The organism is Dyella tabacisoli (assembly GCF_003350925.1).
In the GTDB taxonomy this organism is placed as follows: Bacteria; Pseudomonadota; Gammaproteobacteria; order Xanthomonadales; family Rhodanobacteraceae; genus Dyella_C; species Dyella_C tabacisoli.
Genome location: NZ_KZ857175.1, coordinates 93,838 through 117,225 on the forward strand (window position 1 = coordinate 93,838; position 23,388 = coordinate 117,225).

The 23,388-nt window shown below is 61.0% G+C and carries 23 protein-coding genes; 16 read left to right on the forward strand and 7 right to left on the reverse strand.

The features are described from left to right. From DVJ77_RS07355 to DVJ77_RS07375, 5 genes are all read left to right on the forward strand, one after another. Positions 1-534 (forward strand): F0F1 ATP synthase subunit delta, encoded by a 534-nt coding sequence (locus tag DVJ77_RS07355; RefSeq protein WP_114844851.1) that lies wholly within the window; start codon positions 1-3, stop codon positions 532-534. 61 nt (positions 535-595) lie between these two features. Further along, on the forward strand, positions 596-2,146 hold the full coding sequence (atpA, locus tag DVJ77_RS07360) for a F0F1 ATP synthase subunit alpha (RefSeq protein WP_114844852.1): 1,551 nt from the start codon (positions 596-598) through the stop codon (positions 2,144-2,146). Between the two features lie 92 nt (positions 2,147-2,238). Then, complete coding sequence (gene atpG, locus DVJ77_RS07365) at positions 2,239-3,168, forward strand: F0F1 ATP synthase subunit gamma (protein WP_114844853.1); 930 nt, start codon at positions 2,239-2,241, stop codon at positions 3,166-3,168. Between the two features lie 119 nt (positions 3,169-3,287). Continuing rightward, entirely contained in the window at positions 3,288-4,700 is a 1,413-nt protein-coding gene (atpD, locus tag DVJ77_RS07370) for a F0F1 ATP synthase subunit beta (RefSeq protein ID WP_114844854.1), read from the forward strand. Positions 4,701-4,796: 96 nt separating this feature from the next. Then, positions 4,797-5,222: a F0F1 ATP synthase subunit epsilon gene (locus tag DVJ77_RS07375; RefSeq protein WP_114844855.1), complete on the forward strand. Its 426-nt coding sequence runs from the start codon at positions 4,797-4,799 to the stop codon at positions 5,220-5,222. A gap of 92 nt (positions 5,223-5,314) precedes the next feature. On the opposite strand, the gene DVJ77_RS07380 is transcribed toward DVJ77_RS07375, so the two are convergent. Both DVJ77_RS07380 and DVJ77_RS07385 read right to left on the reverse strand, forming a co-directional pair. Further along, a complete protein-coding gene (locus DVJ77_RS07380) occupies positions 5,315-5,728 on the reverse strand; it encodes a DUF4156 domain-containing protein (protein WP_114844856.1) in 414 nt (137 codons plus the stop codon). A gap of 114 nt (positions 5,729-5,842) precedes the next feature. After that, on the reverse strand, positions 5,843-8,713 hold the full coding sequence (locus DVJ77_RS07385; protein ID WP_114844857.1) for a M16 family metallopeptidase: 2,871 nt from the start codon (positions 8,711-8,713) through the stop codon (positions 5,843-5,845). 471 nt (positions 8,714-9,184) lie between these two features. Here DVJ77_RS07385 and DVJ77_RS07390 point away from each other — a divergent pair, with 471 nt between their 5' ends. The 8 genes from DVJ77_RS07390 to DVJ77_RS07425 all read left to right on the forward strand — a co-directional run bounded on the left by DVJ77_RS07390 (position 9,185) and on the right by DVJ77_RS07425 (position 14,944). After that, positions 9,185-9,388: a hypothetical protein gene (locus DVJ77_RS07390; protein ID WP_114844858.1), complete on the forward strand. Its 204-nt coding sequence runs from the start codon at positions 9,185-9,187 to the stop codon at positions 9,386-9,388. Between the two features lie 223 nt (positions 9,389-9,611). Beyond that, positions 9,612-10,076 (forward strand): tRNA (uridine(34)/cytosine(34)/5-carboxymethylaminomethyluridine(34)-2'-O)-methyltransferase TrmL, encoded by a 465-nt coding sequence (trmL, locus tag DVJ77_RS07395; RefSeq protein WP_114844859.1) that lies wholly within the window; start codon positions 9,612-9,614, stop codon positions 10,074-10,076. A gap of 49 nt (positions 10,077-10,125) precedes the next feature. Beyond that, positions 10,126-10,776, forward strand: coding sequence for a ubiquinone biosynthesis accessory factor UbiJ (locus tag DVJ77_RS07400; protein ID WP_114844860.1), 651 nt, complete (start codon positions 10,126-10,128; stop codon positions 10,774-10,776). Beyond that, positions 10,773-12,425 (forward strand): ubiquinone biosynthesis regulatory protein kinase UbiB, encoded by a 1,653-nt coding sequence (ubiB, locus tag DVJ77_RS07405; protein WP_114844861.1) that lies wholly within the window; start codon positions 10,773-10,775, stop codon positions 12,423-12,425. Before DVJ77_RS07400 ends, ubiB begins: the two co-directional genes overlap by 4 nt. Further along, the gene (locus DVJ77_RS07410) at positions 12,418-13,191 is read left to right on the forward strand and encodes a pseudouridine synthase (RefSeq protein ID WP_114844862.1); all 774 of its coding nucleotides are present in this window, start codon (positions 12,418-12,420) and stop codon (positions 13,189-13,191) included. Before ubiB ends, DVJ77_RS07410 begins: the two co-directional genes overlap by 8 nt. A 78-nt stretch (positions 13,192-13,269) precedes the next feature. Further along, positions 13,270-13,692 (forward strand): alternative ribosome rescue aminoacyl-tRNA hydrolase ArfB, encoded by a 423-nt coding sequence (gene arfB, locus DVJ77_RS07415; protein ID WP_114844863.1) that lies wholly within the window; start codon positions 13,270-13,272, stop codon positions 13,690-13,692. Further along, complete coding sequence (locus tag DVJ77_RS07420; RefSeq protein ID WP_114844864.1) at positions 13,689-14,282, forward strand: 1-acyl-sn-glycerol-3-phosphate acyltransferase; 594 nt, start codon at positions 13,689-13,691, stop codon at positions 14,280-14,282. The genes arfB and DVJ77_RS07420 overlap by 4 nt, the downstream gene beginning before the upstream one ends. A gap of 26 nt (positions 14,283-14,308) precedes the next feature. Further along, the gene (locus tag DVJ77_RS07425; protein ID WP_225427884.1) at positions 14,309-14,944 is read left to right on the forward strand and encodes a LysE family translocator; all 636 of its coding nucleotides are present in this window, start codon (positions 14,309-14,311) and stop codon (positions 14,942-14,944) included. Between the two features lie 87 nt (positions 14,945-15,031). Here DVJ77_RS07425 and DVJ77_RS07430 read toward each other — a convergent pair whose 3' ends face one another. Then, a complete protein-coding gene (locus DVJ77_RS07430; protein ID WP_114844865.1) occupies positions 15,032-16,057 on the reverse strand; it encodes a LysR family transcriptional regulator in 1,026 nt (341 codons plus the stop codon). Positions 16,058-16,179: 122 nt separating this feature from the next. On the opposite strand from DVJ77_RS07430, the gene aceB reads away from it, so the two are divergent. Together aceB and aceA are read left to right on the forward strand one after the other, a co-directional pair. Continuing rightward, the gene (aceB, locus tag DVJ77_RS07435; RefSeq protein ID WP_114844866.1) at positions 16,180-17,778 is read left to right on the forward strand and encodes a malate synthase A; all 1,599 of its coding nucleotides are present in this window, start codon (positions 16,180-16,182) and stop codon (positions 17,776-17,778) included. 63 nt (positions 17,779-17,841) lie between these two features. Beyond that, the gene (aceA, locus tag DVJ77_RS07440; RefSeq protein ID WP_114844867.1) at positions 17,842-19,134 is read left to right on the forward strand and encodes an isocitrate lyase; all 1,293 of its coding nucleotides are present in this window, start codon (positions 17,842-17,844) and stop codon (positions 19,132-19,134) included. Positions 19,135-19,319: 185 nt separating this feature from the next. Here the strand turns inward: aceA and DVJ77_RS07445 are convergent, their stop codons facing one another. Together DVJ77_RS07445 and DVJ77_RS07450 are read right to left on the reverse strand one after the other, a co-directional pair. After that, entirely contained in the window at positions 19,320-20,819 is a 1,500-nt protein-coding gene (locus DVJ77_RS07445) for a YifB family Mg chelatase-like AAA ATPase (protein ID WP_114844868.1), read from the reverse strand. A gap of 165 nt (positions 20,820-20,984) precedes the next feature. After that, positions 20,985-21,242, reverse strand: coding sequence for an accessory factor UbiK family protein (locus DVJ77_RS07450; protein WP_114844869.1), 258 nt, complete (start codon positions 21,240-21,242; stop codon positions 20,985-20,987). Positions 21,243-21,488: 246 nt separating this feature from the next. Here DVJ77_RS07450 and glnK point away from each other — a divergent pair, with 246 nt between their 5' ends. Then, positions 21,489-21,827, forward strand: a complete 339-nt coding sequence (gene glnK / locus DVJ77_RS07455; RefSeq protein WP_114844870.1) for a P-II family nitrogen regulator — start codon at positions 21,489-21,491, stop codon at positions 21,825-21,827. A gap of 36 nt (positions 21,828-21,863) precedes the next feature. Here glnK and DVJ77_RS07460 read toward each other — a convergent pair whose 3' ends face one another. Together DVJ77_RS07460 and gpmA are read right to left on the reverse strand one after the other, a co-directional pair. Further along, positions 21,864-22,397 (reverse strand): CcdC protein domain-containing protein, encoded by a 534-nt coding sequence (locus DVJ77_RS07460; RefSeq protein ID WP_114844871.1) that lies wholly within the window; start codon positions 22,395-22,397, stop codon positions 21,864-21,866. A gap of 118 nt (positions 22,398-22,515) precedes the next feature. Then, a complete protein-coding gene (gene gpmA, locus DVJ77_RS07465) occupies positions 22,516-23,259 on the reverse strand; it encodes a 2,3-diphosphoglycerate-dependent phosphoglycerate mutase (protein ID WP_114844872.1) in 744 nt (247 codons plus the stop codon). Positions 23,260-23,388: the final 129 nt, after the last annotated feature.

A 23,388-nucleotide genomic window follows, 5' to 3' on the forward strand; every position in this document is an offset into this window, starting at 1 on the left:
ATGGCCCAGGCAATCACTCTCGCCCGTCCGTATGCGCGTGCCGCGTTCGAGCTGGCTCATGCGGCCGGCGCACTCAGTGCCTGGTCGCAGGCGCTGGTCTTTGCCGCCGAGGTGGCAAAGGATTCGCGCGTTGCCGGTCTCGGCAACGATCCACGCGTGCTGCCGGCACAGTTGGTCGCGCTGCATTTGCCGCAGGGCATGGCCAGCGACGCACCGTTTGCCAAGTTTCTCGGCGAAGTAGCCGAGCATCGCCGCATGGCTTTGCTGCCGGAAGTGGCTGCCCTGTACGAAACCTATAAGCGCGAGTCGGAATCGCAGTTGTTGGTCAAGGTGACCAGTGCGATGGCGTTGGACACAGCGCAAACCGAACTGTTGAAAACCTCGTTGAAGCGTCGCTTCAAGCGCGAGATCGAGCTGGAAACCCAGGTCGATGCCTCGCTGCTGGGCGGCGTGGTGATCGATACCGGCAGCGAAGTGATCGATGGCTCCGCACGCGGACGTCTGACGCGGCTTGCCAGCGCGCTGACCCACTGACACAAGATTTAAAAATCATCGGGTGCCGTTGAATACGGCGCGAACCCAAGGATAACGACCTATGTCCAGCACCACCCTGAACCCCTCTGAGATCAGTGAACTGATTAAGAGCCGCATCGAGCAGTTCAAGCTCGGCGCAGAGGCCCGCAACGAGGGCACGATCATCAGTGTCTCCGACGGCATCGTGCGCATTCACGGTCTGGCCGACGTGATGCAGGGCGAAATGATCGAACTGCCGGGCAATTCCTATGCCTTGGCGCTGAACCTTGAGCGCGACTCGGTCGGTGCCGTGGTGCTGGGTGAATACCAGCATCTGCGCGAAGGCGACATCGCCAAGACCACTGGCCGCATCCTCGAAGTGCCGGTGGGCGAAGCCTTGCTCGGCCGCGTGCTCGATTCGCTCGGTAACCCGATCGACGGCAAAGGCCCGATCAACACGCCGCACAGCTCCGCGATCGAAAAAGTCGCGCCGGGCGTGATCTGGCGTAAGTCGGTCGATGAGCCGGTGCAGACCGGCTACAAGTCGGTCGACTCGATGATTCCGATTGGCCGCGGTCAGCGCGAGCTCATCATCGGTGACCGTCAGACCGGCAAGACCGCGCTGGCCATCGACGCCATCATCAACCAGAAAGATTCCGGCATTAAGTGCGTTTACGTGGCCATCGGCCAGAAGCGCTCGTCGATTGCCAACGTCGTGCGCAAGCTTGAAGAGAACGGCGCACTCGCCAACACCATCATCGTGGTGGCCTCGGCTTCCGAATCGGCCGCGCTGCAGTACATCGCGCCGTACTCCGGTTGCGCGATGGGCGAGTACTTCCGCGATCGCGGCCAAGACGCCTTGATCGTGTATGACGATTTGTCCAAGCAGGCCGTGGCTTACCGTCAGATCTCGCTGTTGCTGAAGCGTCCGCCGGGCCGCGAGGCTTATCCTGGCGACGTGTTCTATCTCCACTCCCGTTTGCTTGAGCGCGCTTCGCGCGTGTCCGAGGAATACGTCGAGAAGTTCACCAATGGCGAAGTGAAGGGCAAGACCGGTTCGCTGACCGCGCTGCCGATCATCGAGACCCAGGCCGGCGACGTTTCCGCCTTCGTGCCGACCAACGTGATTTCGATTACCGACGGTCAGATCTTCCTTGAGACCGACCTGTTCAACGCCGGCATCCGTCCGGCCGTGAACGCCGGTATCTCGGTATCCCGCGTTGGCGGTGCCGCGCAGACCAAGATCGTCAAGAAGCTGTCCGGCGGCGTGAAGCTGGCGCTGGCTCAGTTCCGTGAATTGGCTGCGTTCGCGCAGTTCGCCTCGGACCTGGACCCGGCCACCCGCGCCCAGCTCGACCGTGGTCAGCGCGTCACCGAGTTGATGAAGCAGCAGCAGTACGCGCCGCTGTCGATCGCCGATCTTGCGCTGTCGGTCTATGCCGCTGAGAAGGGCTACCTCGACGACCTGCCGGTGAACAAAGTGCTGGCGTTCGAGAAGGGTCTGCACGCGTTCATGCAGCAGAACCACGGCGAACTGATGAAGAAGATCGTCGCCACCGGTGATTGGAACAACGACATCGAAGCGACCTTCAAGTCGTCGCTCGACGAGTACAAGAAAACCGGTAGCTGGTAATAGCACAAGGTGTGCGGCCGTCCTGTCGGGCGGTCGTACAGCACTCCGGGCCATGAGCCTGGATCGCAAAAACCCCAAAGGGTGAGGCAGACGTGGCAAGCGGACGCGAAATCAAAACCAAGATCAAGAGCACGCAGAACATGCGCAAAGTCACGCGCGCGCTCGAAATGGTCTCGGCCTCGAAGATCCGCAAAGCGCAGGATCTGATGAAGGCCTCGCGCCCGTATGCGCGGCAGATGCGCAAAGTGATTGCGCACGTGGCGCAGGCCAGTACCGATTTCAGCCATCCGTTCCTGCAGGAGCGCGAGAAGGTCGCGCGCGTGGGCTATGTGGTGGTGACCACCGATCGCGGTCTCTGCGGCGGCCTTAACTCCAATCTGCTGCGTCGCCTGTTGCCGGCGATCCGCGAATGGCAGGACAAGGGCGTTGAAGTCGATGTGCTGGCCGTCGGTCAGAAAGCAGTGCAGTTTTTTCGCCGCATCAAGGGCGTCAATCTGATCGGCAGCGTGACCCACTTGGGCGAAAAGCCGAAGCTGGAGCAGTTGATCGGCGTGATTAAAGTCGTATTGGACGCCTATACGGCGAACAAGCTCGACCGCGTGTTCCTGGCCTATAACGACTTCGTCAACACGATGACGCAGAAGCCGACGGTCGAGGCGTTGCTGCCGCTGCCGCTGGTGGCCTCCGAGATGGCCGCCGCCAGCGACAAGAGCGAAAGCACGCCGAACTGGCCGGTGGCCGGTCTCAAGCTTGAGCAGACCCACGATTGGGACTACATCTACGAGCCGGATGCCGCGACCGTATTGGAGTACGTGCTGGGTCGTTACATCGAATCGGTCGTGTATCAGGCTGTGCTGGAAAATCTCGCCAGCGAGCATGCCGCACGCATGGTGGCGATGAAGAGCGCGTCCGATAACGCGAACAAGGTGATTGGCGAATTGACGCTGGTTTACAACAAGGCGCGTCAGGCGGCGATCACCCAGGAAATTTCCGAAATCGTCGGCGGTGCGGCAGCGGTATGAGTGCGATCGTCCGTGATCGCGAAAATCAAGAAGCAACCATCCGTGGTTGCACTTTTTAATTGCAGAGCGACGCTAAAGCGGCGCTGAAACGAACCTAAAAGATCCATCGGAGCATATTCATGAGTCAGGGCAAAGTTGTACAGATCATCGGCGCGGTTATCGACGTGGAGTTTCCGCGCGATCAGGTGCCGCAGGTTTACGACGCACTGAAAATCGACGGCACCGAGATCACGCTGGAAGTCCAGCAGGTGCTCGGCGACGGCATCGTGCGCACGATTGCGCTCGGCTCCACCGACGGCCTCAAGCGCGGCCTGCTTGCGCGCAACACCGGCGAAGGCATCAAGGTGCCGGTCGGCCAGTGCACCCTCGGCCGCATCATGGACGTACTTGGCAATCCCATCGACGAGGCCGGCCCGATCGGCGAGAAAGATCGTTGGGTGATCCATCGCGAAGCGCCGAGCTATGACGACCAGGCAGCGGCTAACGACTTGCTGGAAACCGGCATCAAGGTCATCGACCTGATGTGCCCGTTCGCCAAAGGCGGCAAGGTCGGCCTGTTCGGCGGCGCCGGCGTCGGCAAGACCGTGAACATGATGGAGCTGATCAACAACATCGCCAAGGCGCACTCGGGCTTGTCCGTGTTCGCCGGCGTGGGTGAGCGTACCCGTGAGGGCAACGACTTCTACCACGAGATGAAAGACTCCAACGTGCTCGACAAAGTGGCGATGGTCTACGGCCAGATGAACGAGCCGCCGGGCAACCGTCTGCGCGTGGCGCTGACCGGCCTCACCATGGCCGAGTACTTCCGCGACGACAAGGACGCTTCCGGCAAGGGTCGTGACGTGCTGCTGTTCGTCGACAACATTTACCGCTACACGCTGGCCGGTACCGAAGTGTCCGCGCTGCTCGGCCGTATGCCGTCGGCGGTGGGTTACCAGCCGACGCTGGCCGAAGAAATGGGCGTGCTGCAAGAGCGCATCACCTCGACCAAGACCGGCTCGATCACCTCGATCCAGGCCGTCTACGTGCCCGCCGATGACTTGACCGATCCGTCGCCGGCAACCACCTTCGCCCACTTGGATGCGACCGTGGTGCTTTCGCGTAACATCGCATCCTTGGGTATCTACCCGGCTGTGGATCCGCTGGATTCATCCAGCCGCCAGCTCGATCCGAACGTGATCGGCGCCGAGCATTACGACGTCGCTCGTCGCGTGCAGGGCACCTTGCAGCGCTACAAAGAGCTGAAAGACATCATCGCGATTCTCGGCATGGACGAGCTGTCCGAAGAAGACAAGCAGGCCGTGTCGCGTGCGCGCAAGATCGAGCGCTTCTTCTCGCAGCCGTTCCACGTGGCCGAAGTGTTTACCGGTTCGCCGGGCAAGTACGTGCCGCTGAAAGAAACCATCCGCGGCTTCAAGATGATTGTCGACGGCGACGTGGACCACCTGCCGGAGCAGGCGTTCTACATGGTCGGCGGCATCGACGAGGCGATGAAGAAAGCCGAAGAGATGAGCGCCAAGAAGGCGGCCTGATCGAGCTTAGGAGAACATCGGGAATCGCACTGAAATCGTGCATTTGATTCCCGGTTTTCCGCTCCCCATTCCTGTCGAGCCAAGCGAGACAAAGTTATGACCCATACCCTCCGTGTCGACATCGTTAGTGCCGAAGCCGAGATTTTTCACGGCGAAGCGACCTTGGTCGTCGCCACCGGCGAAGTGGGTGAGCTGGGCATTGCGCCGCGCCACGCGCCGTTAATTACCCGCCTCAAGCCCGGTCACGTCGATGTCGTGCTGGCTAACGGCGAGCGTCAGCAGTTCTGGGTTTCCGGCGGCATTCTGGAAGTGCAGCCGCAGGTCGTCACGGTACTGGCCGACACTGCTGCCCGTGCTTCCGATCTGGACGAAGCCGCCGCGCAGCGTGCCAAGCAAGAGGCCGAAGACGCCTTGACCAATCGCACCGATGTGGTTGAGATCGCCGAGGCACAAGCCAAGCTGGCCCAGGCATTGACTCAGCTACAGGCGCTGGAACGTCTGCGCAAGAACCTCAAGCACTGATATTGCATCGATCTTGTTTCAACAAAAACGCCGGCTTATGCCGGCGTTTTTGCGTTACAACGGTATAGACAGGCGCTTAGGTCGCAACAGGCTCAATTGCCCTTGACCGGAAAGGTCTCGGCATTGCCAGCGGGTTGTGAGGCTGGTTTCACCGGCTGGTTTGCCGGCGTACGGCTCGATGCGGGTAGCTTGGCGCCGCACTTGTAAACGCCCCACGGTTGCGAGCCTTCCGCGGGTTCGCTCAGTGGTTTGATGGTATCGGCGTTCATCTTGGCCGCTTCATTGCGGGCCATGACTTCAAGCTCGTCGCGTACCGTGATGTCGTTGCGATTGACTGGGCCGACGCGACTGGCCACCGATACCGTGACCTTGCCAAGGTCCTGGCAAGACGACACGTCGCCATTCCAGGCCGTACGCACGCCCTTGGCCGCATCGTCGAGAGTGATGCCCCAGGTGCACGCGCCGAGCAATAGGGTGGGAACGAGCAGCAGCAGGGTCTTGCGCATGAATAGCTCCGCTATGGATACATGGAAAGGCTGATAAAAAAAGGCCGGGCCGTTGCCCGCCCGGCCTTTATCCTAACGCGGGGACGTGAATACGTCCCGAGTGCGGGGCGTCACTTACTTGCCACGCGGTGCACCACCCTTGACCGGGTTGCCATCGGCATCGATCACCTGCACTTCGCCAAGCTTGAGTGCACGCACCGGCTGCTCGATCTTCTTGAGGTCACCAACGATCACCCAGGTCAGTGCATCGGGTTTCACCACCTCTTTGATCGCAGCTTCGGCGGCAGGCTGCTTGATCGCTTCGGTATGTTGCTTGAGCGTTTGCACATAGTCGTCTGGACGGCCGTACTGAACAATTTCGGACATAGCGCTGAGCACTGACGCCGTGCTCTCGAAACTACCCGGCAGACCGCGGATGTTGGACACTTTGATCTTGTCGATCTCTTGCTCGGTAAGCGGTTTGTTACCTACCAGGGCAACCGACTCTTTGAGTATTTCGCTCGCCGATTCAGCGGTTTTATCGGTTTGCACCGGTGCGTACATCAGGAACGGACGCTGCCCGATCGCATCGCGCGTAAAACTGAAGGCACCGTAGGCCCAGCGCTTGTCTTCACGCAGGTTCATGTTGAGGCGCGAAGTGAAGCTACCGCCGAAAGCACCGTTGGCGACATCGAGCACCAGGTTATTTGCGGCTTTGGTCGATGGTGCCAACAAGCCGGCAAGAATCAGCGACTGCGGTGCATCGGGGCGATCGATAAGAAACACGCGCGGCTTGGTCTGCGCCGCTACTTTGCCGACGTTCTTCTTCGGTACGGCGGTATCCGGCGCTTTCCAATCGCCGAAGGCGGCATCCAACTGCGGGATGATTTGCGCCAGCGTGGTGTCACCGGCGACCATGATCTTCACGTTGTCCGGGCGCAGCCAATCACGCTGAAAGGCTGCCAAATCGGTGGCATTCATCGACATGATCGCCGACTCGGTGCCGCTGCCCGTAAACGGGATGCCGTAAGCATGGCCGGCGCCGTACAACAGCGGCGGCAGTGTGCGCAGGGCAAGGCCGGTCGGCTGGGTTTTTTCTTGCGCGATACCGGCCAGCCACTGGCCACGCACGCGCTCGATGTCTTCCGTTTTGAAGGCCGGGTTACGCACGATGTCGGCGAACAAGGACAGCGACGGTTGCAACTGATCGTTCAACGCATTGAGCGAAGCCGAGCAGCTATCCAGGCCGCAACCGACGCCGGTGATCGCACCCAGGCGCTGTTTACGCTTGGCAATATCGACCGAATCGAGTTGTTGGGTGCTCTCGTTCATCAAGGAGGTGGTGAAGCTGGCCGTGCCGAGCTTGCGCCCCTGGTCAGCCGCGTAGCCGGCATCGAACAGCAGTTGGATATGGGTCACCGGTATCGTGTGACGCTGGGCCAATACGACTTCAATGCCGTTCTTCAGCTTGCCGCGCTCCAGTTTGGGAAAGCTCAGATCGGGGAACTGGTTGACCTGCGGCACGCCCGTGGAACGATCGAGTTCGCTCTTGGCTACGCTGTAATCACCCGCCGCCGGCAGCTTTACATCTGGACGGCCGTTGGCCGTACCGAGCGCCACTACCTTGGCATCTTCGGTATCGGGGTTGAAGTCTTTACCGGCCGGCAGCACGGTGAGCAAGTAGTCGCCCTTGCTCAACCACTTGTTGGCCATGGCTTTAACACTGCCCACGGTGGCAGCATCGGCCAGTTCAAGGTCTTTCTTGTAAGCCCCTGGATCACCGCGATAGACCTGGCCTTCGGCGAGAATCGCAGCCTTGCCGCTAAAGCCGCCGACTTTTTCCAAGCCGCGCACATAGCTGGCGCGACTGCCCACTTTGACGCGGTCCAGCTCGTCCTGGGTGGGGCCTTCGGCGAGGAACTGATGCAGCTCTTGCGCAATCACCGCCTCGACTTTGGCCTGATCCACACCTTGCTTCACGTCGGCCTGGATCTGGAATTGGCCGGCCAACGCGAACGGCGAGATGCTCGCAGAGACGTCATCGACCAGTTTGTCTTGATAAACCAGGCGCTGATATAGCCGCGAGGTTTTGCCGCCGCCAAGCACGCTCGAGGCGATATCGAGCAGTACGGCGTCTTCGGTGCCAAGCTGCGGCACGACCCAGGTGCGATAAATACGTGGCTGCGATACATGATCGTGCTGCACACCGCGGCTGGATTTCTCTAGCGGGGTGATCCATGCCTGCTGGCGCGGCACCGGCGGCCCGGCCGGAATGTCGCCGAAATACTTCGCGGCTTTCTCTTTGGCCTGCGCAACGGTGATGTCGCCAGCCATGACCAGCGTGGTGTTGGCGGCACCGTAGTAATCGTGGAACCACTGCTTCACATCGGCCAGGGATGCGGCGTTGAGGTCAGCCATCGAGCCGATGGTGTCGTGCTGATAAGGGTGATTAGCCGGATAGGTATTGGACAGAATGTTCTGATCCACACGGCCATAGGGGCGATTCTCGCCCTGGCGCTTTTCGTTCTGCACCACGCCGCGTTGAGTGTCTAGCTCTTTCTGGCCGATGGCGCCGAGCAAATGGCCCATGCGATCCGATTCCATCCACAACGCCATATCCAGTGCGGTGGTCGGTACGGTCTCGAAATAATTGGTGCGGTCGAACCAGGTGGTGCCATTCATGTCCGTGGCGCCGGCCAGCTCGAACGGCTGGAAATAGGTGCCCTTGTGATTTTCCGAGCCGGAGAACATCAGGTGCTCGAACAAATGCGCAAAGCCGGTTTTGGTCTTTGGCTCATCGCCGGAGCCGACGTGATACCAGATGCTTACGGCGACGACAGGCGCTTTGTGATCCTCATGCACGACCACGGTGAGGCCATTGGGCAGGGTAAAGCGGCTGTAGGCGATCTCGGGGACGGCCCGTGTCGCAGGCGCCGCCAAAGCCGGCAGCGCACCACCGCTAAGCGTCATGAGCGCGGTAGCGAACAGGGTAAGGGATCTTGCCATGGTGAATCTCCATTTCGCGAAATTACTCCCCGAGGCTAACGGCGCGGCGTGAGGATCGCAAATGACCATCGTCAGGGTTGTCCGCGATGTGCTGCCGCTGTCCGCCGCGTTGTCCGGGCATGCGCAAGCACTGTCCGCGGACAGTGTCTGCTGCTTAAGGCGTCTGAGATAATTTCTTTGATATCAGTGTGTTGAAGATCAATTTCGACTTGGCACGGCGCTTGCCTAGTAATAGGTGAACCACCCTCAATCCAAGCGGAGACACACCATGAAATTCGAAGTCCTGATGCTGCACAGCCTGTTCGTCGCTTGCATGTTCGTTTGTGGATTGACCCTCGTTGCGATGTTGAGTGCCTAGCCCGAAGCCGCGTGGCTTGCTACCCAGGCGCTGCCGGCCAGTCGTTGAGTATCACGTCGCATTCGTCCCGAGCCATGCAAGCAAGTGCTTTCCCAGGTGATTGGAGATACACCATGAAATTTGAAACTTTGATGTTGCGCGGTTTGTTCGCTGCCTGTCTGCTGGTCAGCGGACTGATTCTCGTCGCGATGATGAGCGCCTCGCCAGAAGCGATACGACTGGCCGCCAAGGGTAGCGCCGGCCAGTTGCTGATCGCCGCACCGAACAGTTGCATGTTGCCGCCCGATGGCGTGGTCTGCCCACGGAATTACAACTGATGGGGGGCGTAAGGCGGGGAACGGGGAATAGGGGACGGGGAACATGCCGTCTGAGTGGCTAATTCGGCGCCGCGTTCTTTTTTGATCTTTGTTTGTTTTTGCTCTTGCTTTTCTGCTCCTGCTTTTTAGGCTTTTCCCCGTTCCCCGTTCCCCGTTCCCCGTTCCCCGTTCCCCGTTCCCCGTTCCCCGTTCCCCGTTCCCCAATTTCAACGATAATGGCCGCATGCTGCATGTCATCCTTTATCGCCCCGAGATTCCGCCGAACACTGGCAACGTCATTCGACTCTGCGCCAATACCGGCGCCTCGCTTCATTTGATCCGACCGCTGGGCTTTGAACTGGACGATGCCCGGTTGCGCCGCGCTGGTCTGGATTACCACGAGTATGCGCAGTTGGTCGTGCATGACGATCTCGCCAGTTGCCTGCAAGCCCTGGGTGCACCGCGCGTGTTTGCGTACTCCACTCGCGGCCGGGTCGCCCATGTCGATGCGCGCTATGCGCCAGGCGATGCTTTGTTGTTCGGTTGCGAAACCGCTGGTTTGCCGGCCGATGTATTGGAGGCACTTCCAGAGGCGCAGCGATTGCGTTTGCCGATGCGGCCTGACAGCCGCAGCCTCAATCTCTCCAACACCGTTGCGGTGGCGGTATACGAAGCGTGGCGGCAGCTCGATTTTGTCGGGGCCGGCTAATCGTCGTCATGGTTGAGCCGCGCGCTGGACGGGCCGCTACAATGCCTGCATGACTGACTCTGTCTCCCGTTCTGTTTTACCGCAGCCGCTGCGTGCTTTGGCCGGTCGCGCACTTGAAAGCGCGCTCAATCATGCGCTGTCGCTCGATCCCGATACGGTGCAACGACTGGCCGCATTGAACGGCCGTAGCGTGCAGTTGCATCTGCGCGGCCCCGAGCTGGCACTGGCGGTTACGGTGGAAAACAGCCGGCTCAAGGTCGGCCCGGCGCAAGATGACAGCCATCTACGCGTCGCTGCCACGCCAGGCAGTCTGCTGGCCATGTTGTTGCGCCGTGGCGATGACGGCATTGCACCGGGCAAGGTAGAGATTGCCGGCGATGCCGAGCTGGCACGGCGGCTGGAAAAGCTTGCCAGCCATTTCGCGCCTGATTTCGAGGAGGCTTTTGCGCGTACCTTCGGCGATGTGCTTGGCGTGCCCTTGGCCAAGGCCGTGCGCCATGGTTTGGCGCATGCCCGTGAAACGGCCGATCACCTCACGCAAGACACGGCCGATTGGTTGCGCGAGGAGGCACGCATCGCGATCGCCCCCGGTGAAGTAGAAAACTTTCTCGACGGCGTGGATAGCTTGCGCGAACGCAGCGAACGTCTGGAGTCACGCCTGGCCAGGCTCGAACAGCAGCTCAAAAGGCCGTCCGCGTGACGCCGCTGAAAGTTGTGCCACGGCTGATGCGCGTCGCATCCGTGTTGCTCGCTTACCGACTCGACGAGTTCGTTGACGCGACGCATCTGTTTCGTCCGCTGAAGTTGTTGCGTCCTTTATTGGCGCGGCCGCGCAACGAGGTAAAGCATTTGCCGCGCGGCGAGCGGCTGCGTCTGGCGATGACCGAGCTTGGCCCGATTTTCGTCAAGGCGGGTCAGGTATTGTCGACTCGCCGCGACCTGGTGCCGGCCGACATCGCCGATGAGCTGGCCCTGCTGCAAGATCAAGTAGCCCCCTTCGCCGGTAGCCAGGCACGGGCCATCGTCGAGCAGCAATTGAAGGCGCCTGTTGCGCAGTTGTTTGCGTATTTTGACGAAACGCCGTTGGCCTCCGCTTCGATTGCTCAGGTGCATGCGGCGACCCTGCATGATGGCCGTAGCGTCGTGGTGAAAGTGTTGCGCCCCGGCATCGATGGGCAAATCGCGCGCGATGTGCGTTTGCTGCGCTCGCTCGGTGAGCTGGCGCAACGCTGGCATCCGAATGCCGACAAGATCCGTCCGCTCGATGTCGTCGCCGAAGTCGAAAAAATGCTCGAAAACGAGCTGGATCTGCAGCGCGAAGGCGCCAGCGCCAGCCTGCTTCGGCGCAATTTCGACAGCGGCGTCGATCTCTACGTGCCCGAAGTACATTGGGAGTTGACCGGCGAGCGTGTGCTGACCCTGGAGCGCGTACACGGTGTGAGTTGCGATGACATCGCCGCGATCGATGCCGCCGGGGTCAACCGCAAGGCGCTGGCGGTCAAAGGCGTGCGGGTGTTCTACGAGCAGGTGTTTCGCGATAATTTTTTCCATGCCGATGCACATCCCGGCAACATCTGGGTCGATCTTGCTCGTCCGGCCGAACCGCGTTTCATTGCGCTGGATTTCGGCATCATGGGTTCGCTGCCCGAAGCCGATCAGTATTGGCTGGCGCAGAACTTCATCGCATTGTTCGAGCGTGACTACGCACGCATCGCGCAACTGCATGTGGATGCAGGCTGGATGCCAGGCACCGTGCGCCTGGATGAGCTGGAGGCCGCGGTACGCACAGTATGCGAACCCTATTTCACTCGCCCGCTATCGCAGATCTCGTTGGCCGAGCTGGTCGTCAAGCTGTTTCAAACCGCCCGTCGCTTTGAGCTGGTATTGCAGCCGCAACTGATTCTGCTGCAAAAGACCTTGCTCAATATCGAGGGCGTGGGCCGTATGCTCGACCCGCAGATCGACATCTGGGCGGTGGCGCATCCGGTGCTGAAACGCATTCTGCGCGAGCGCTATAGTCCGCGGCGCACGTTGCGTGAAATGCGCAAGCGCCTGCCGGAGTGGTTTCGCGCCGCGCCGTTGTTTCCCGAGTTGGTGCGCGATGCATTGCAGCAGGTCGCCCGTGGCGAGCAGCGATCCTTGAGCGACCCGCTGGTGTTGCTGCAGCAACGCGAAGATGCTCGGCGCAGTGAGCGATTACTCGCCGGCTGCCTACTTGGCGGCAGTCTGCTGCTTGGCGCTACCTTGTTGTGGACGCTGGCCCCGCAGCATGGCATCTGGCCACCGCTGAGTGCGGCTGTCGCCGGTTTGCTTGCCTTTGCGTTTGCCTGGCCGCGACGACATGGTTGATGAACGCGATGCCGCGATACGCGATAACGACAACAGCGCTGCTCCGGCCTCTCGTTCACCGCGTACGCATTTGCAGATTTTGTACCAAGACGACGCACTGATTGCGGTGAACAAGCCTGCTGGTCTGGCCGTGCACCGTTCCAAGATGGTGGGCAACGCCGACGAGTTTCTGATTGACCTGTTACGCGAGCAAGTCGGCGGCACGGTCAATTTGGCCCATCGATTGGATCGCGCGACCAGTGGCGTACTGCTGATCGCGCGCAGCGCGGAAGTAGCCGCTGCCCTGGGCGAGCAGTTCATGGGGCGCGATGTACACAAGCAATATCTGGCGGTAGTGCGTGGTTGGCCGGAGCCGGCCGAAGGCGTGATCGACTACCCTTTGCCCGGTTCACGCGACAACGGCCCGCGTCGCGATGCGCGCACACGCTATCGCAGTCTTGCCAGCATCGAAGTGCCGATCGAACTTGGCCGCTATCCACAGCAACGCTACGCGCTGGTGTTGGCCGAACCCGAGACCGGTCGTTTTCGGCAGATTCGTAAGCATCTGGCACATCTGCATCATCCGGTGATCGGCGACTGCCAACACGGACGCAGCGATCACAATCGCTTGTACAAACAGTATTTCAGTTGTCATCGCATGCTGCTGCACGCCTGGCGTCTGCATTTCGCGCACCCGGTCAGCGGAGCGCCGATAAGCATCGAAGCGTCGTTGGATGCGACTTATAGCGCGCTGCTGGAACGATTCAAGTGGGTCTTGCCCGGCTAGCGCCGTTGCACCTTCTTGCCGAGCGAGGTGAAATCGGTAACCCCCAGCGCGGTGCGTTCGCCAGCTAAACTACACCGCATGTTGATCGTCAGCCCTTCCATCGCTATCGCCGAAACCGAGCTGGTCGAGCGCTTTTTGCGCGCCGACGGCCCCGGCGGGCAGCATGTCAATCGCACAGAGAGCGCGGTGGAGCTGCGCTTCGATGTGTTGAATTCGCCGTCGCTGCCCGATGAAGTGCGTGCGCGTTTGCTCGCGCGAAGCGATCGCCGGCTTACCAGCGAAGGCGTGCTGGTGATTCAGGCGCGCCGTTTTCGCGACCAGGCCCGCAACCGTGACGATGTACGAGAACGGCTGGTCGAGGTGATTCGCGGGGCGCTGGTCGCTCCGAAAAAACGCGTCGCCACCAAACCCAGCCGTGCCTCGAAAGAGCGTCGTCTCGTTGGCAAGCAGCAACGTGGCAAGATCAAGCAGACCCGCTCACGCGATTGGAGCCACGAATGAATCGGCCGATGTTGCCGCCCGCCCCCGCGCAGGCGCCCAAACTCAATAGCCGCTTTTGGCCATGGTTGGCACGCTGCGCGCTGCGGCTTTCCGGCTGGCGTCTGATCGGGGATTTTCCCGACGTGCCCAAACTAATTCTGATCGGTGCGCCGCATTCGTCTTATTGGGACGGGGTGTGGGGGCTGCTGATGAAAATCGGCCTGGGCGTGAATATTAGCGTGATGATTAAGCGCGAGGTGCTCGATGGCCCGCTCGGCGTCATCCTGCGCCCGCTCGGCATGATCCCGATCAACCGCGGCGCCGCGCTCAATGTGGTCGATCAAATGGTCGAGCGCTTCAATAGTCATGACCGCATGTGGCTGGGCATCACGCCTGAAGGCACACGCAAGAAAGTCACGCATTGGAAATCCGGCTTTCTGCGCATCGCGCATGCCGGGAGTATTCCGATCCTGCCCTTGTTCATCGATTACCCAAGCAAGAGCTTCACGCTGGGTCCGTTAGTGCATGCCAGCGCCGATCATGATGCCGATATGGTCACTATCCGCGCGATGTTCGAACCGTATCGCGGCAAGCATCGCAATACCCATTAGCCCGTCGCATCAGCCTGGAGCCTTTTGTGGATCTGCTCGGCATACAGCACTTTGACGCTTTTCTGCTTGCTTGCATCGCGCTCAACCTGACGCCGGGGTTGGATACGTTCTATATCCTCGCGCGCAGCGGCCGCGAAGGGCGGGCAGTGGGCATGGGGGCGGTACTCGGCATCAATGCGGGTTGCGTAGTGCACACATTGGCTGCGGTGTTGGGTATTTCGGCCATCCTGATGACGTCGGTATGGGCGTTCTCGGTGCTGAAATACCTTGGTGCGGCCTATCTGATCTGGGTGGGTCTGCGCATGCTGATGACTCGGCAGACGGCACGCCAGCCAACCGAAACGCGTGGCCGTGGCGCCGCTGCTGCGTTCCGTCAGGGCATGCTTACCAATGTGCTCAATCCCAAGGTAGCGCTGTTTTATCTGGCGTTTCTGCCGCAGTTTGTCGATCGGCACGCGACCCATCCGCAGCTTGGCTTGCTGGTGCTCGGGCTGAGCTTTATCGGTACCGGAATGACCTGGTCGACGGTATTGGCCTTGGCAGGCTCCCATATCCATAGCCTGTTGCAGCGCCGCCCGCGTGTGGGTCTTTGGATGGATCGGGTTTGCGGCGGTGTGCTGTTGGGCTTTGGCGTGAAGTTGGCGCTGCAGCGGCAGAGCTGAGAGCGCCCCCTCCCCATGAGGCGAGCTTTTAGCTCCTCCCCCTGCACGCAGGGGGAGGCTGGGAGGGGGGGGCTGTGCAAACGCGCGCTAGCGCTGCGAATGCCCCGACTCGTCATATTCGCGATTCAGCAGGCCCGGCCGGATCAAATCGATAAAAGCCAATGCCTCCGCACTGAGGAATTTGCCCTTGCGGATCACCACGCCGTAGCTTCGCTGCGGGAAGTACTGCTTGAGGTTTCGGACGGCTAGACGGCTTCTATCCGCTTCGGTGATACAGATGCCGGTGACAATGGAAATGCCCAGGCCCATCGCCACGTACTCCTTGATGACCTCCCAGCCGCCGACTTCGATGGCTACCTGATAAGGCACTTGGCGTTGCTGGAACACCAGATCCACCAGCCGATACGTGGATAACCGCTGCGGTGGCAGGATCAGGCCGTAGGGCGAGAGATCCTGCAGGGTCACCGAGGGTTTGCTCGCCAAGGGGTGATCGAGCGGCGTAATCAGCATCGGGTCGTAGTGATAAACCGGTGCCCAGGCAATGTCATTGGGTACGTCCAGCATCGAGCCGACAGCAAAGTCGGCTTCATCCGCGCGCAGCAGGGCCATGCCGTCCTTGCCGGTGACATTGGCCAGTTGCAATTGCACGGCGGGAAAACGTTCGCGGTACCGGCGCACCAGTTCGGGCAATAGGTATTGAATGGTGGAGCTGCCTGCGGCGATGGTCAGCCGGCCCGATTGCAGGCCTTTCACCTTGGCCTGGAAATCGCGGTCGAGGTTTTCCCAGCCCTCGACCAGTGGGCGCGCCATCTCATAAAGGATTTCGCCGGCATCGGTGAGATTGATGCGGCGCCGGTTGCGCTCCAGCAGCGGCATGCCCAGCTCACGCTCCAGCGCCTGCAATTGCAGGCTCACGCTGGGCTGAGACAGATACAGCGCCTCCGAGGCGCGGGTCAGCGTGCCCAGCTTTACGGTGTAGACGAAGGCGCGAAGCTGCTTCTGACGATTGCCTTTGTAGTAGTAACGCGGGCCGGGCTCGCCTTTGTCGCGCACTTTGGAGGGGCCACGACGCACTTTTTTTGGCTTAGTCAGCTTCTTGTCAGCGTCTTTCATGGCTTTAATCTCAATACGTTAGCGTATTTATTGGCAATGCTAATACTAAAGATTAAAACATTTGCTTTGTCAAAGTCTGACTCCGTGCCCTAGCTTCACTCCATCACAGCTCGGAGATCACCATGGCCGTCCCCAAGGAACGCGTTGTCATTCACCAGACGCAGATTCACGGTTCGATAGCGCCCGACCACGACGCCATCCTCACCCCCGAGGCATTGGCTTTCCTGGGCCAGTTGCACCGGCGTTTCGATGCCCGCCGCCGGCAGTTGCTGAAGCAGCGGCAAGAACGTCAGGCACGCTATGACGCCGGGGCTTTGCCTGACTTTCGCGCCGACACCGGCAGCATCCGCGAATCCGATTGGCAAGTTGCGCCTATTCCGGCTGCCTTGCAGGACCGCCGCGTGGAGATCACCGGCCCGGTCGAGCGCAAGATGATCATCAACGCGCTGAACTCCGGCGCAAAAGTGTTCATGGCCGATTTCGAGGATTCGTCCGCGCCGAGTCTGGCCAATCAGCTCGACGGCCAGATCAACCTGCGCGACGCGGTGAACGGCAGCATCGCCTACCGCTCGCCTGAGGGTAAGCAATATCGAGTCGGTGCAAACCCTGCCGTGTTGGTGGTGCGTCCGCGCGGCTGGCATCTGCCGGAGCGGCACCTTACGGTGGACGGTGAGGTGATGGCCGGCGCGCTGGTCGATTTTGGCCTGTTCGCCTTCCACAACGCCCATGCGCTGCACGCCCGCGACCAGGGGCCGTACTTCTACTTGCCCAAGTTGGAAGCCATGGAAGAGGCGCAGCTATGGGACGAAGTGATGTCCGTTACCGAGGGTGAGCTCAATCTGCCCCTCGGCACGATGAAGGCCACCGTATTGATCGAGACGCTGCCGGCGGTGTTTCAGATGCATGAGATTCTGCATGCCCTGCGCAATCGCGTGGTGGGTCTCAACTGCGGCCGCTGGGACTACATCTTCTCGTACCTGAAAACCTTGCGCGGTCATCGCGATCGCCTGCTGCCTGAGCGTGGCCAGGTGCTGATGACTGTGCCGTTTCTAAAGGCTTATTCGGAGCTGCTTATCCAGACCTGTCACCGGCGCGGCGCCTTCGCCATGGGCGGTATGGCGGCGCAGATTCCGATTCGCGGCGACGAAGCGGCTAATGAGGCGGCAATGACCAAGGTACGGGCCGACAAGCTGCGCGAAGTGCAGGCCGGCCACGACGGAACCTGGGTGGCGCACCCGGCGTTGGTGCCGGTGGCGCAGGAGATCTTCGACCGTTATATGCCGTCGCCCAATCAACTCAGCGTCAAGCGCACCGATGTTGCGGTAACGCGCAATCAATTGATCGCGCCATGCGCCGGCACTATCAGCCGCGCTGGTTTCGACAACAACGTCGAAGTAGCGCTGCGCTATACCGCCGCCTGGCTCGACGGTCAGGGCTGCGTGCCCATCCATCACCTGATGGAAGACGCCGCCACCGCCGAAATCGCGCGCTCGCAGTTGTGGCAGTGGCTGCATCACGGCGAGGTGGAGTTCACCGACCACGCACCGATCGATTTCGCCTTGTTCGACCACGCCTTGGCCACGCATACCCATCGCCTGCGCGACAGCGATCTGCCCGGCGCCAAGCGGGCCGACGAGGCTGCTGCGCTGCTAGCCACTCTGACTCACGCCGAAAGGCTCGGTGATTTCCTCACCTTGCCAGCCTACGAAAAGCTTGCCTGACCCTTTGCCTCGTGGAAGCGATTCCAGACGTCGCTTCCAACCAACATCTCACGGAGCCACCCCATGAAAACCGCTGAACAGCTCACGCTCGATTGGAGCAACAACCCCCGTTGGACCGGCATCCAGCGCAACTACACCGCCACCGATGTGGTGCGCTTGCGCGGCACCGTTGCCGTAGAGCACTCACTCGCCCGGCGTGGTGCCGAGCGGCTGTGGAAATCGCTGCACAGCGAAGACTTCGTCAACGCATTGGGCGCGCTCACCGGCAACCAGGCGATGCAGCAGGTCAAGGCCGGCTTGCAGGCGATCTATCTCAGTGGCTGGCAGGTGGCGGCCGATGCCAATGTGGCCGGCGAGATGTATCCCGACCAGTCTCTGTATCCGGCCAACTCGGTGCCGCTGGTGGTCAAGCGCATCAACAATACCTTGCTGCGCGCCGATCAACTGAATCATGCGGAAGGCAAGAACGATATCGATTGGCTGGTGCCGATCGTGGCCGATGCCGAGGCCGGTTTTGGCGGTGTATTGAATGCGTTCGAGCTGATGAAGGCGATGATCGAAGCCGGCGCGGCCGGCGTGCATTTCGAAGATCAACTGGCCTCGGTGAAGAAGTGCGGCCACATGGGCGGCAAGGTGCTGGTACCGACGCGCGAAGCGGTGGACAAATTGAACGCGGCACGGCTGGCGGCCGATGTCGCCGGCGTACCGACCTTGCTGGTCGCACGCACCGATGCCGATGCGGCCGACCTTATCACCTCGGATATTGACGACAACGACAAGCCCTTTCTTACCGGTGAGCGCACCGTTGAAGGCTTCTTCCGCGTGCGTCCCGGCCTGGATCAAGCCATCAGCCGTGGTCTGGCCTATGCCCCATTCGCCGACTTGATCTGGTGCGAAACCAGCAAACCGAACCTGGAGGAGGCGCGCCGATTCGCCGAGGCGATTCATGCCCGATTCCCCGGCAAGCTGCTCGCCTATAACTGCTCGCCGAGCTTCAACTGGAAGAAGAACCTCGACGACGCCACCATCGCTACCTTCCAGAAAGAACTCGGTGCGATGGGCTACAAATTCCAGTTCATCACCCTGGCTGGCTTCCACAGCCTCAACTACGGCATGTTCGATCTGGCGCATGGCTATGCGCGCCGCCAGATGAGCGCCTTCGTTGAGTTACAGGAAAAGGAATTTGCCGCCGCCGACCGTGGCTTCACCGCAGTGAAGCATCAGCGCGAGGTGGGCACCGGTTACTTCGACCAGGTGACTCAGGCGATCCAGCAGGGTCAATCCTCGACGACCGCGTTGACCGGCTCGACCGAAGAAGCCCAGTTTCAGCAGACACGCCACGCCACCGCAGCTTGAAATAAGGTGCCAGGCCCCGGTATCGGATGGGAGAGGGAGGGGAGCCGATACCGGGGTGGCGAGGGCTGAGCTCAATAGAGAACTAGCCGGTGCAGATAATAGACCTCCGTTAAGGGAAGTCAATACTGACCAGTACAAAAATAACGATCAGCCACATTAGGTCAGCCCCATTAAGCTCAGCCGGGTTAAACCCGGCGATACTGCAGCGCCTCGGCTAAATGGGTGCGATCCAGAATAGCCGCGCCGCCATCCAGATCGGCGATGGTGCGCGCCACGCGCAGTGTCCGGTGATAAGCCCGCGCCGAAAGGCCAAGCCGCTCCAGTGCGGTGTCGTACCAATGCCGTTCGGCCGGCCCCAGGGCACAATCACGCTCCAGTTCGCGTGTGCTGATTTCCGCGTTTGGCCGACCTGCCCGCATCAAGGCATGCTGCCGTGCCTTGATAACGCGCGCGCGGACGGTGGCGGAATCCTCGTCGTGAGCACTACGCGGCGCACCTAGCTCCGATAGCGGCACGCGCGGCACCTCCACGCTCAGGTCGATGCGATCCAACAGCGGGCCCGAGATGCGCGAGCGGTAGCGTTGACGTTGGTCGGGCGTGCACTGACAACGTTCGCGCGGATCGCCGGCATAGCCGCAAGGGCAAGGATTCATGGCAGCAATAAGCTGGAATTGCGCCGGAAAGGTGGCTTGCCGCGCCGCTCGCGAAATGACGATACGGCCCGACTCCAACGGCTCGCGCAACACATCCAGTACATGCCGGCTGTGCTCGGGTAGCTCGTCCAGAAACAGCACCCCGTTATGCGCCAGCGATATCTCGCCGGGGCGCGGGTCCGAGCCACCGCCGACCAGGGCCATTGCCGAGGCCGTGTGATGAGGCGCGCGAAAGGGCCGTCGCCGCCAATGCTGCAGATCAACCGGCTGGCCTGTCACCGACAAAACCGCGCAGGTTTCCAGCGCCTCTGATTCGGTCAACGGCGGCAGGATGCCGGGCAGGCGTTCGGCCAGCATGGTCTTGCCGGTACCCGGCGGCCCCACCAGCAGCAGATGGTGACCACCGGTTGCGGTGATCTCCAATGCGCGCCGTGCCTGCAACTGGCCGCGCACATCGATCAAATCCGGCCCGTGGTAGGCCTCTGGGAGCGACTTGGAACTAGCCGGCGACGATAACTCTTGCGCGCCGCGTAGCCAGCCGCAAACCTCGGCAAGCGTGTCGGCCACACGTACATCGACATCCGAGATCAAGGCGGCTTCGGCGGCGTTGGCGCGTGGCACCACCACCCGCCGTCCACGCGCGCGAGCGCGCAACAGCGCCGGAAGTACGCCGGACACCCCGCGCAATGCGCCGGAAAGAGCCAGTTCGCCGAGAAATTCACAATCATCGAGCTTGTTGCGGGGCACCTGGCCGCCTGCCGCGAGTATGCCCAGCGCAATCGCCAGATCGAAACGACCGCCGTCCTTGGGTAGCTCCGCCGGCGCCAGGTTCACCGTAACTCGGCGATTGGGATATTCGAAGGCGCTGTTTTGAATCGCCACCCGCACTCGATCACGCGCTTCGCGGACGGCCGCCTCGGGTAAGCCAACGATATGGGTGCCCGGCAAGCCGCCGGAAAGATGCACCTCGACCATCACTTGCGGGGCGGCCACTCCTTCTTGCGCGCGGCTTAGGGTGACAGCCAGGCTCATAACGGGCTGCGCGAGTCGTGGATCTGGTCGCGGGCCTGCTTAAGCATCTGGCGACTCCATGTCAGTGGCACAGTCAGTGGCACGCAAAAAAACAGCCGCCCCCCGATTGTTCTCGGGGTGTGAGGGTGACAAATCAGGGGGCGGCTCCCGGGTCGCGGGCTAGTGCTAAGCCCTGCCAGGGGTAGCACCAGCCTCAAGTTCTGCGATACGTCGTTCTAGTTCTTCTACTTTGGCGCGGGTGCGTGCAAGTAGTTGACTTTGAACGTCGAATTCTTCGCGCGTGACTAGGTCAAGGCGGCGCAATCCTTGTGCCAGTACATCGTGAAAGTTGGTTCGCAAATCCTGTTGTGCTTGAGCCAGCCCTGGCGGAACCAACGAAACCAGCCGTTGGGCAAGTTGATCGATATTCTGTCTATCCATCATGGATAGCACCTCGAGCTTGTCGAATAGAAGTTTAGGTGAGTGTCAAAACACACCGCCATCAGGTTTCTCCGCTAAAAGTTGTAGGGATTTTCCTACAAGACTGAAAACGAGGCGAGCGTCACACTTTGGCGCCAAAGCCTTACCGTTGAAGAGGTTACGGACATCCCTGGCAGCCTTATAGAAAGATCAGGCGACAGCGTGAGCCCCGCAAGGGCAAAATGCCCGCCTACGCAACGAGGAATACCCATGAAGCTAGTGGTAGCGGTCATCAAGCCTTTCAAGCTGGACGATGTACGTGAGGCACTAGCCGAGGTCGGCGTGCAGGGCATCACGGTGACCGAGGTCAAGGGGTTTGGTCGCCAGAAGGGGCATACCGAGTTGTATCGCGGTGCCGAGTACGTGGTCGACTTTCTGCCCAAGATCAAGCTGGAGGTGGCTGTGGCTGACGATCAGCTTGAGCGGGTGGTGGATGCCATCCAGAACGCCGCTCGTACCGGCAAGATCGGCGACGGCAAGATCTTTGTCAGCACGCTGGAGCAGGTGATCCGCATCCGCACCGGCGAATTGGATAACGACGCGCTGTAGTTCCGAGCTGCCGTCCCAGGTTTGCGCCGCCCAGCCTCAGGTCGCGTCCGGCAGTAGCTGTGCGCGCTCGAAACGGCGGTGATGAATCATCAGGCCGGCGTAGTAGACGACGTAATAGCCAATCATCAAGCCGAATACGAGCAGGGTCAGCGGGCTATTGCCGAACGGCGGCGCCGATGACGCGGCGGCAGAGTCCTGCATTTGCGGCAAGGTCACCAGGAAGCGCCAGGCCAGGCGGCTGACCAGTAATACCGTCAGTGCACCGCCAATCCACGGGTTGGGAATATACGCATCGGCACCGTTGGCATCGCGCTCGAAGCGGGTCAGGCGCACGCCGGCGAATCCCAAGACCGAGCCGGCCAGCACGCCGCCGAGCAACCCCTCCAGCAGGCGTATGTCCTGTAAGCCGGCCAGGCCGCTCAAGCCGCCGAGTACGCTCAGAATGACGATGCGCGCGATCATCCGCTTGCGCCGAATCGGCTGTGGACCGAAATGGCTGCGCACGCGGCGCCAGATAGCGAAAGCCATCAGCGGAATCATCATGGCAGGCACAAGCAGATGGGGTGTCATGAGCTAACTCGCATCGGTGAAGGTAGGTGCAGGCTAGCTGCACGCCGGGGACATAACGATTGACGCAGTAAAGCCGTTGCGGTTGACAATCGTCATCCGCAACAGCGCAACAAAGGGCTTACTTCGCCTTGCCCTGGTTGGCCACGGCGGCCATCTTGGCCTCGATCGCGGCGGCATCGCCCAGGTAGTAGCGGCGCAGCGGCTTGAGTTCGGCGTCAAACTCATAAACCAAGGGCACGCCGTTGGGGATATTTAGCTCAACGATGTCGTCATCGGAAATGCCGTCCAGATACTTCACCAGCGCGCGCAGCGAATTGCCGTGAGCAGCCACCACCACGCGCTGACCCGTGCGTATCGCCGGCGCCAGCAGCTCGTGCCAATACGTCATGACGCGGGCTACGGTGTCTTTCAGGCACTCGGTGTCGGGGATGTCTTTGGGGTCCAGCGTGGCATAGCGCGGGTCATGCACCGATTCGTTGGTGGCGCGATCGAGCGGCGGCGGCGGAATGTCGTAGCTGCGGCGCCATACCTTGACCTGGTCGTCGCCGTACTTGGCGGCGGTCTCGGCTTTATTGAGGCCGGTAAGCGCGCCGTAATGGCGCTCGTTGAGGCGCCAGTCGGTGAGCACGGGAATCCACATCAGATCCATCGTGTCCTGCACATGCCACAAGGTGCGCACGGCGCGCTTGAGCAGGGACGTATGCGCGACATCAAAGCTGTAGCCCGCCTCTTGCAGCAGACGCCCGGCTTCCTGCGCTTCGGCGATGCCCTGGGCGGTGAGGTCGACGTCGGCCCAGCCGCTAAAGCGGTTGTCCAGGTTCCATTGGGATTGGCCGTGACGGATCAGTACGAGCTTATGCATGGCGGTGGTCTAGGTGCGCTAAAACCTGGGATGGTGAAGCGCTGATGAGAGCCCGTCAAATCGACCCTGCCGAAGGTCATGCTAAACCCGCTGTTGATTGGAGGCATCCTACTGACCACACAACATCGG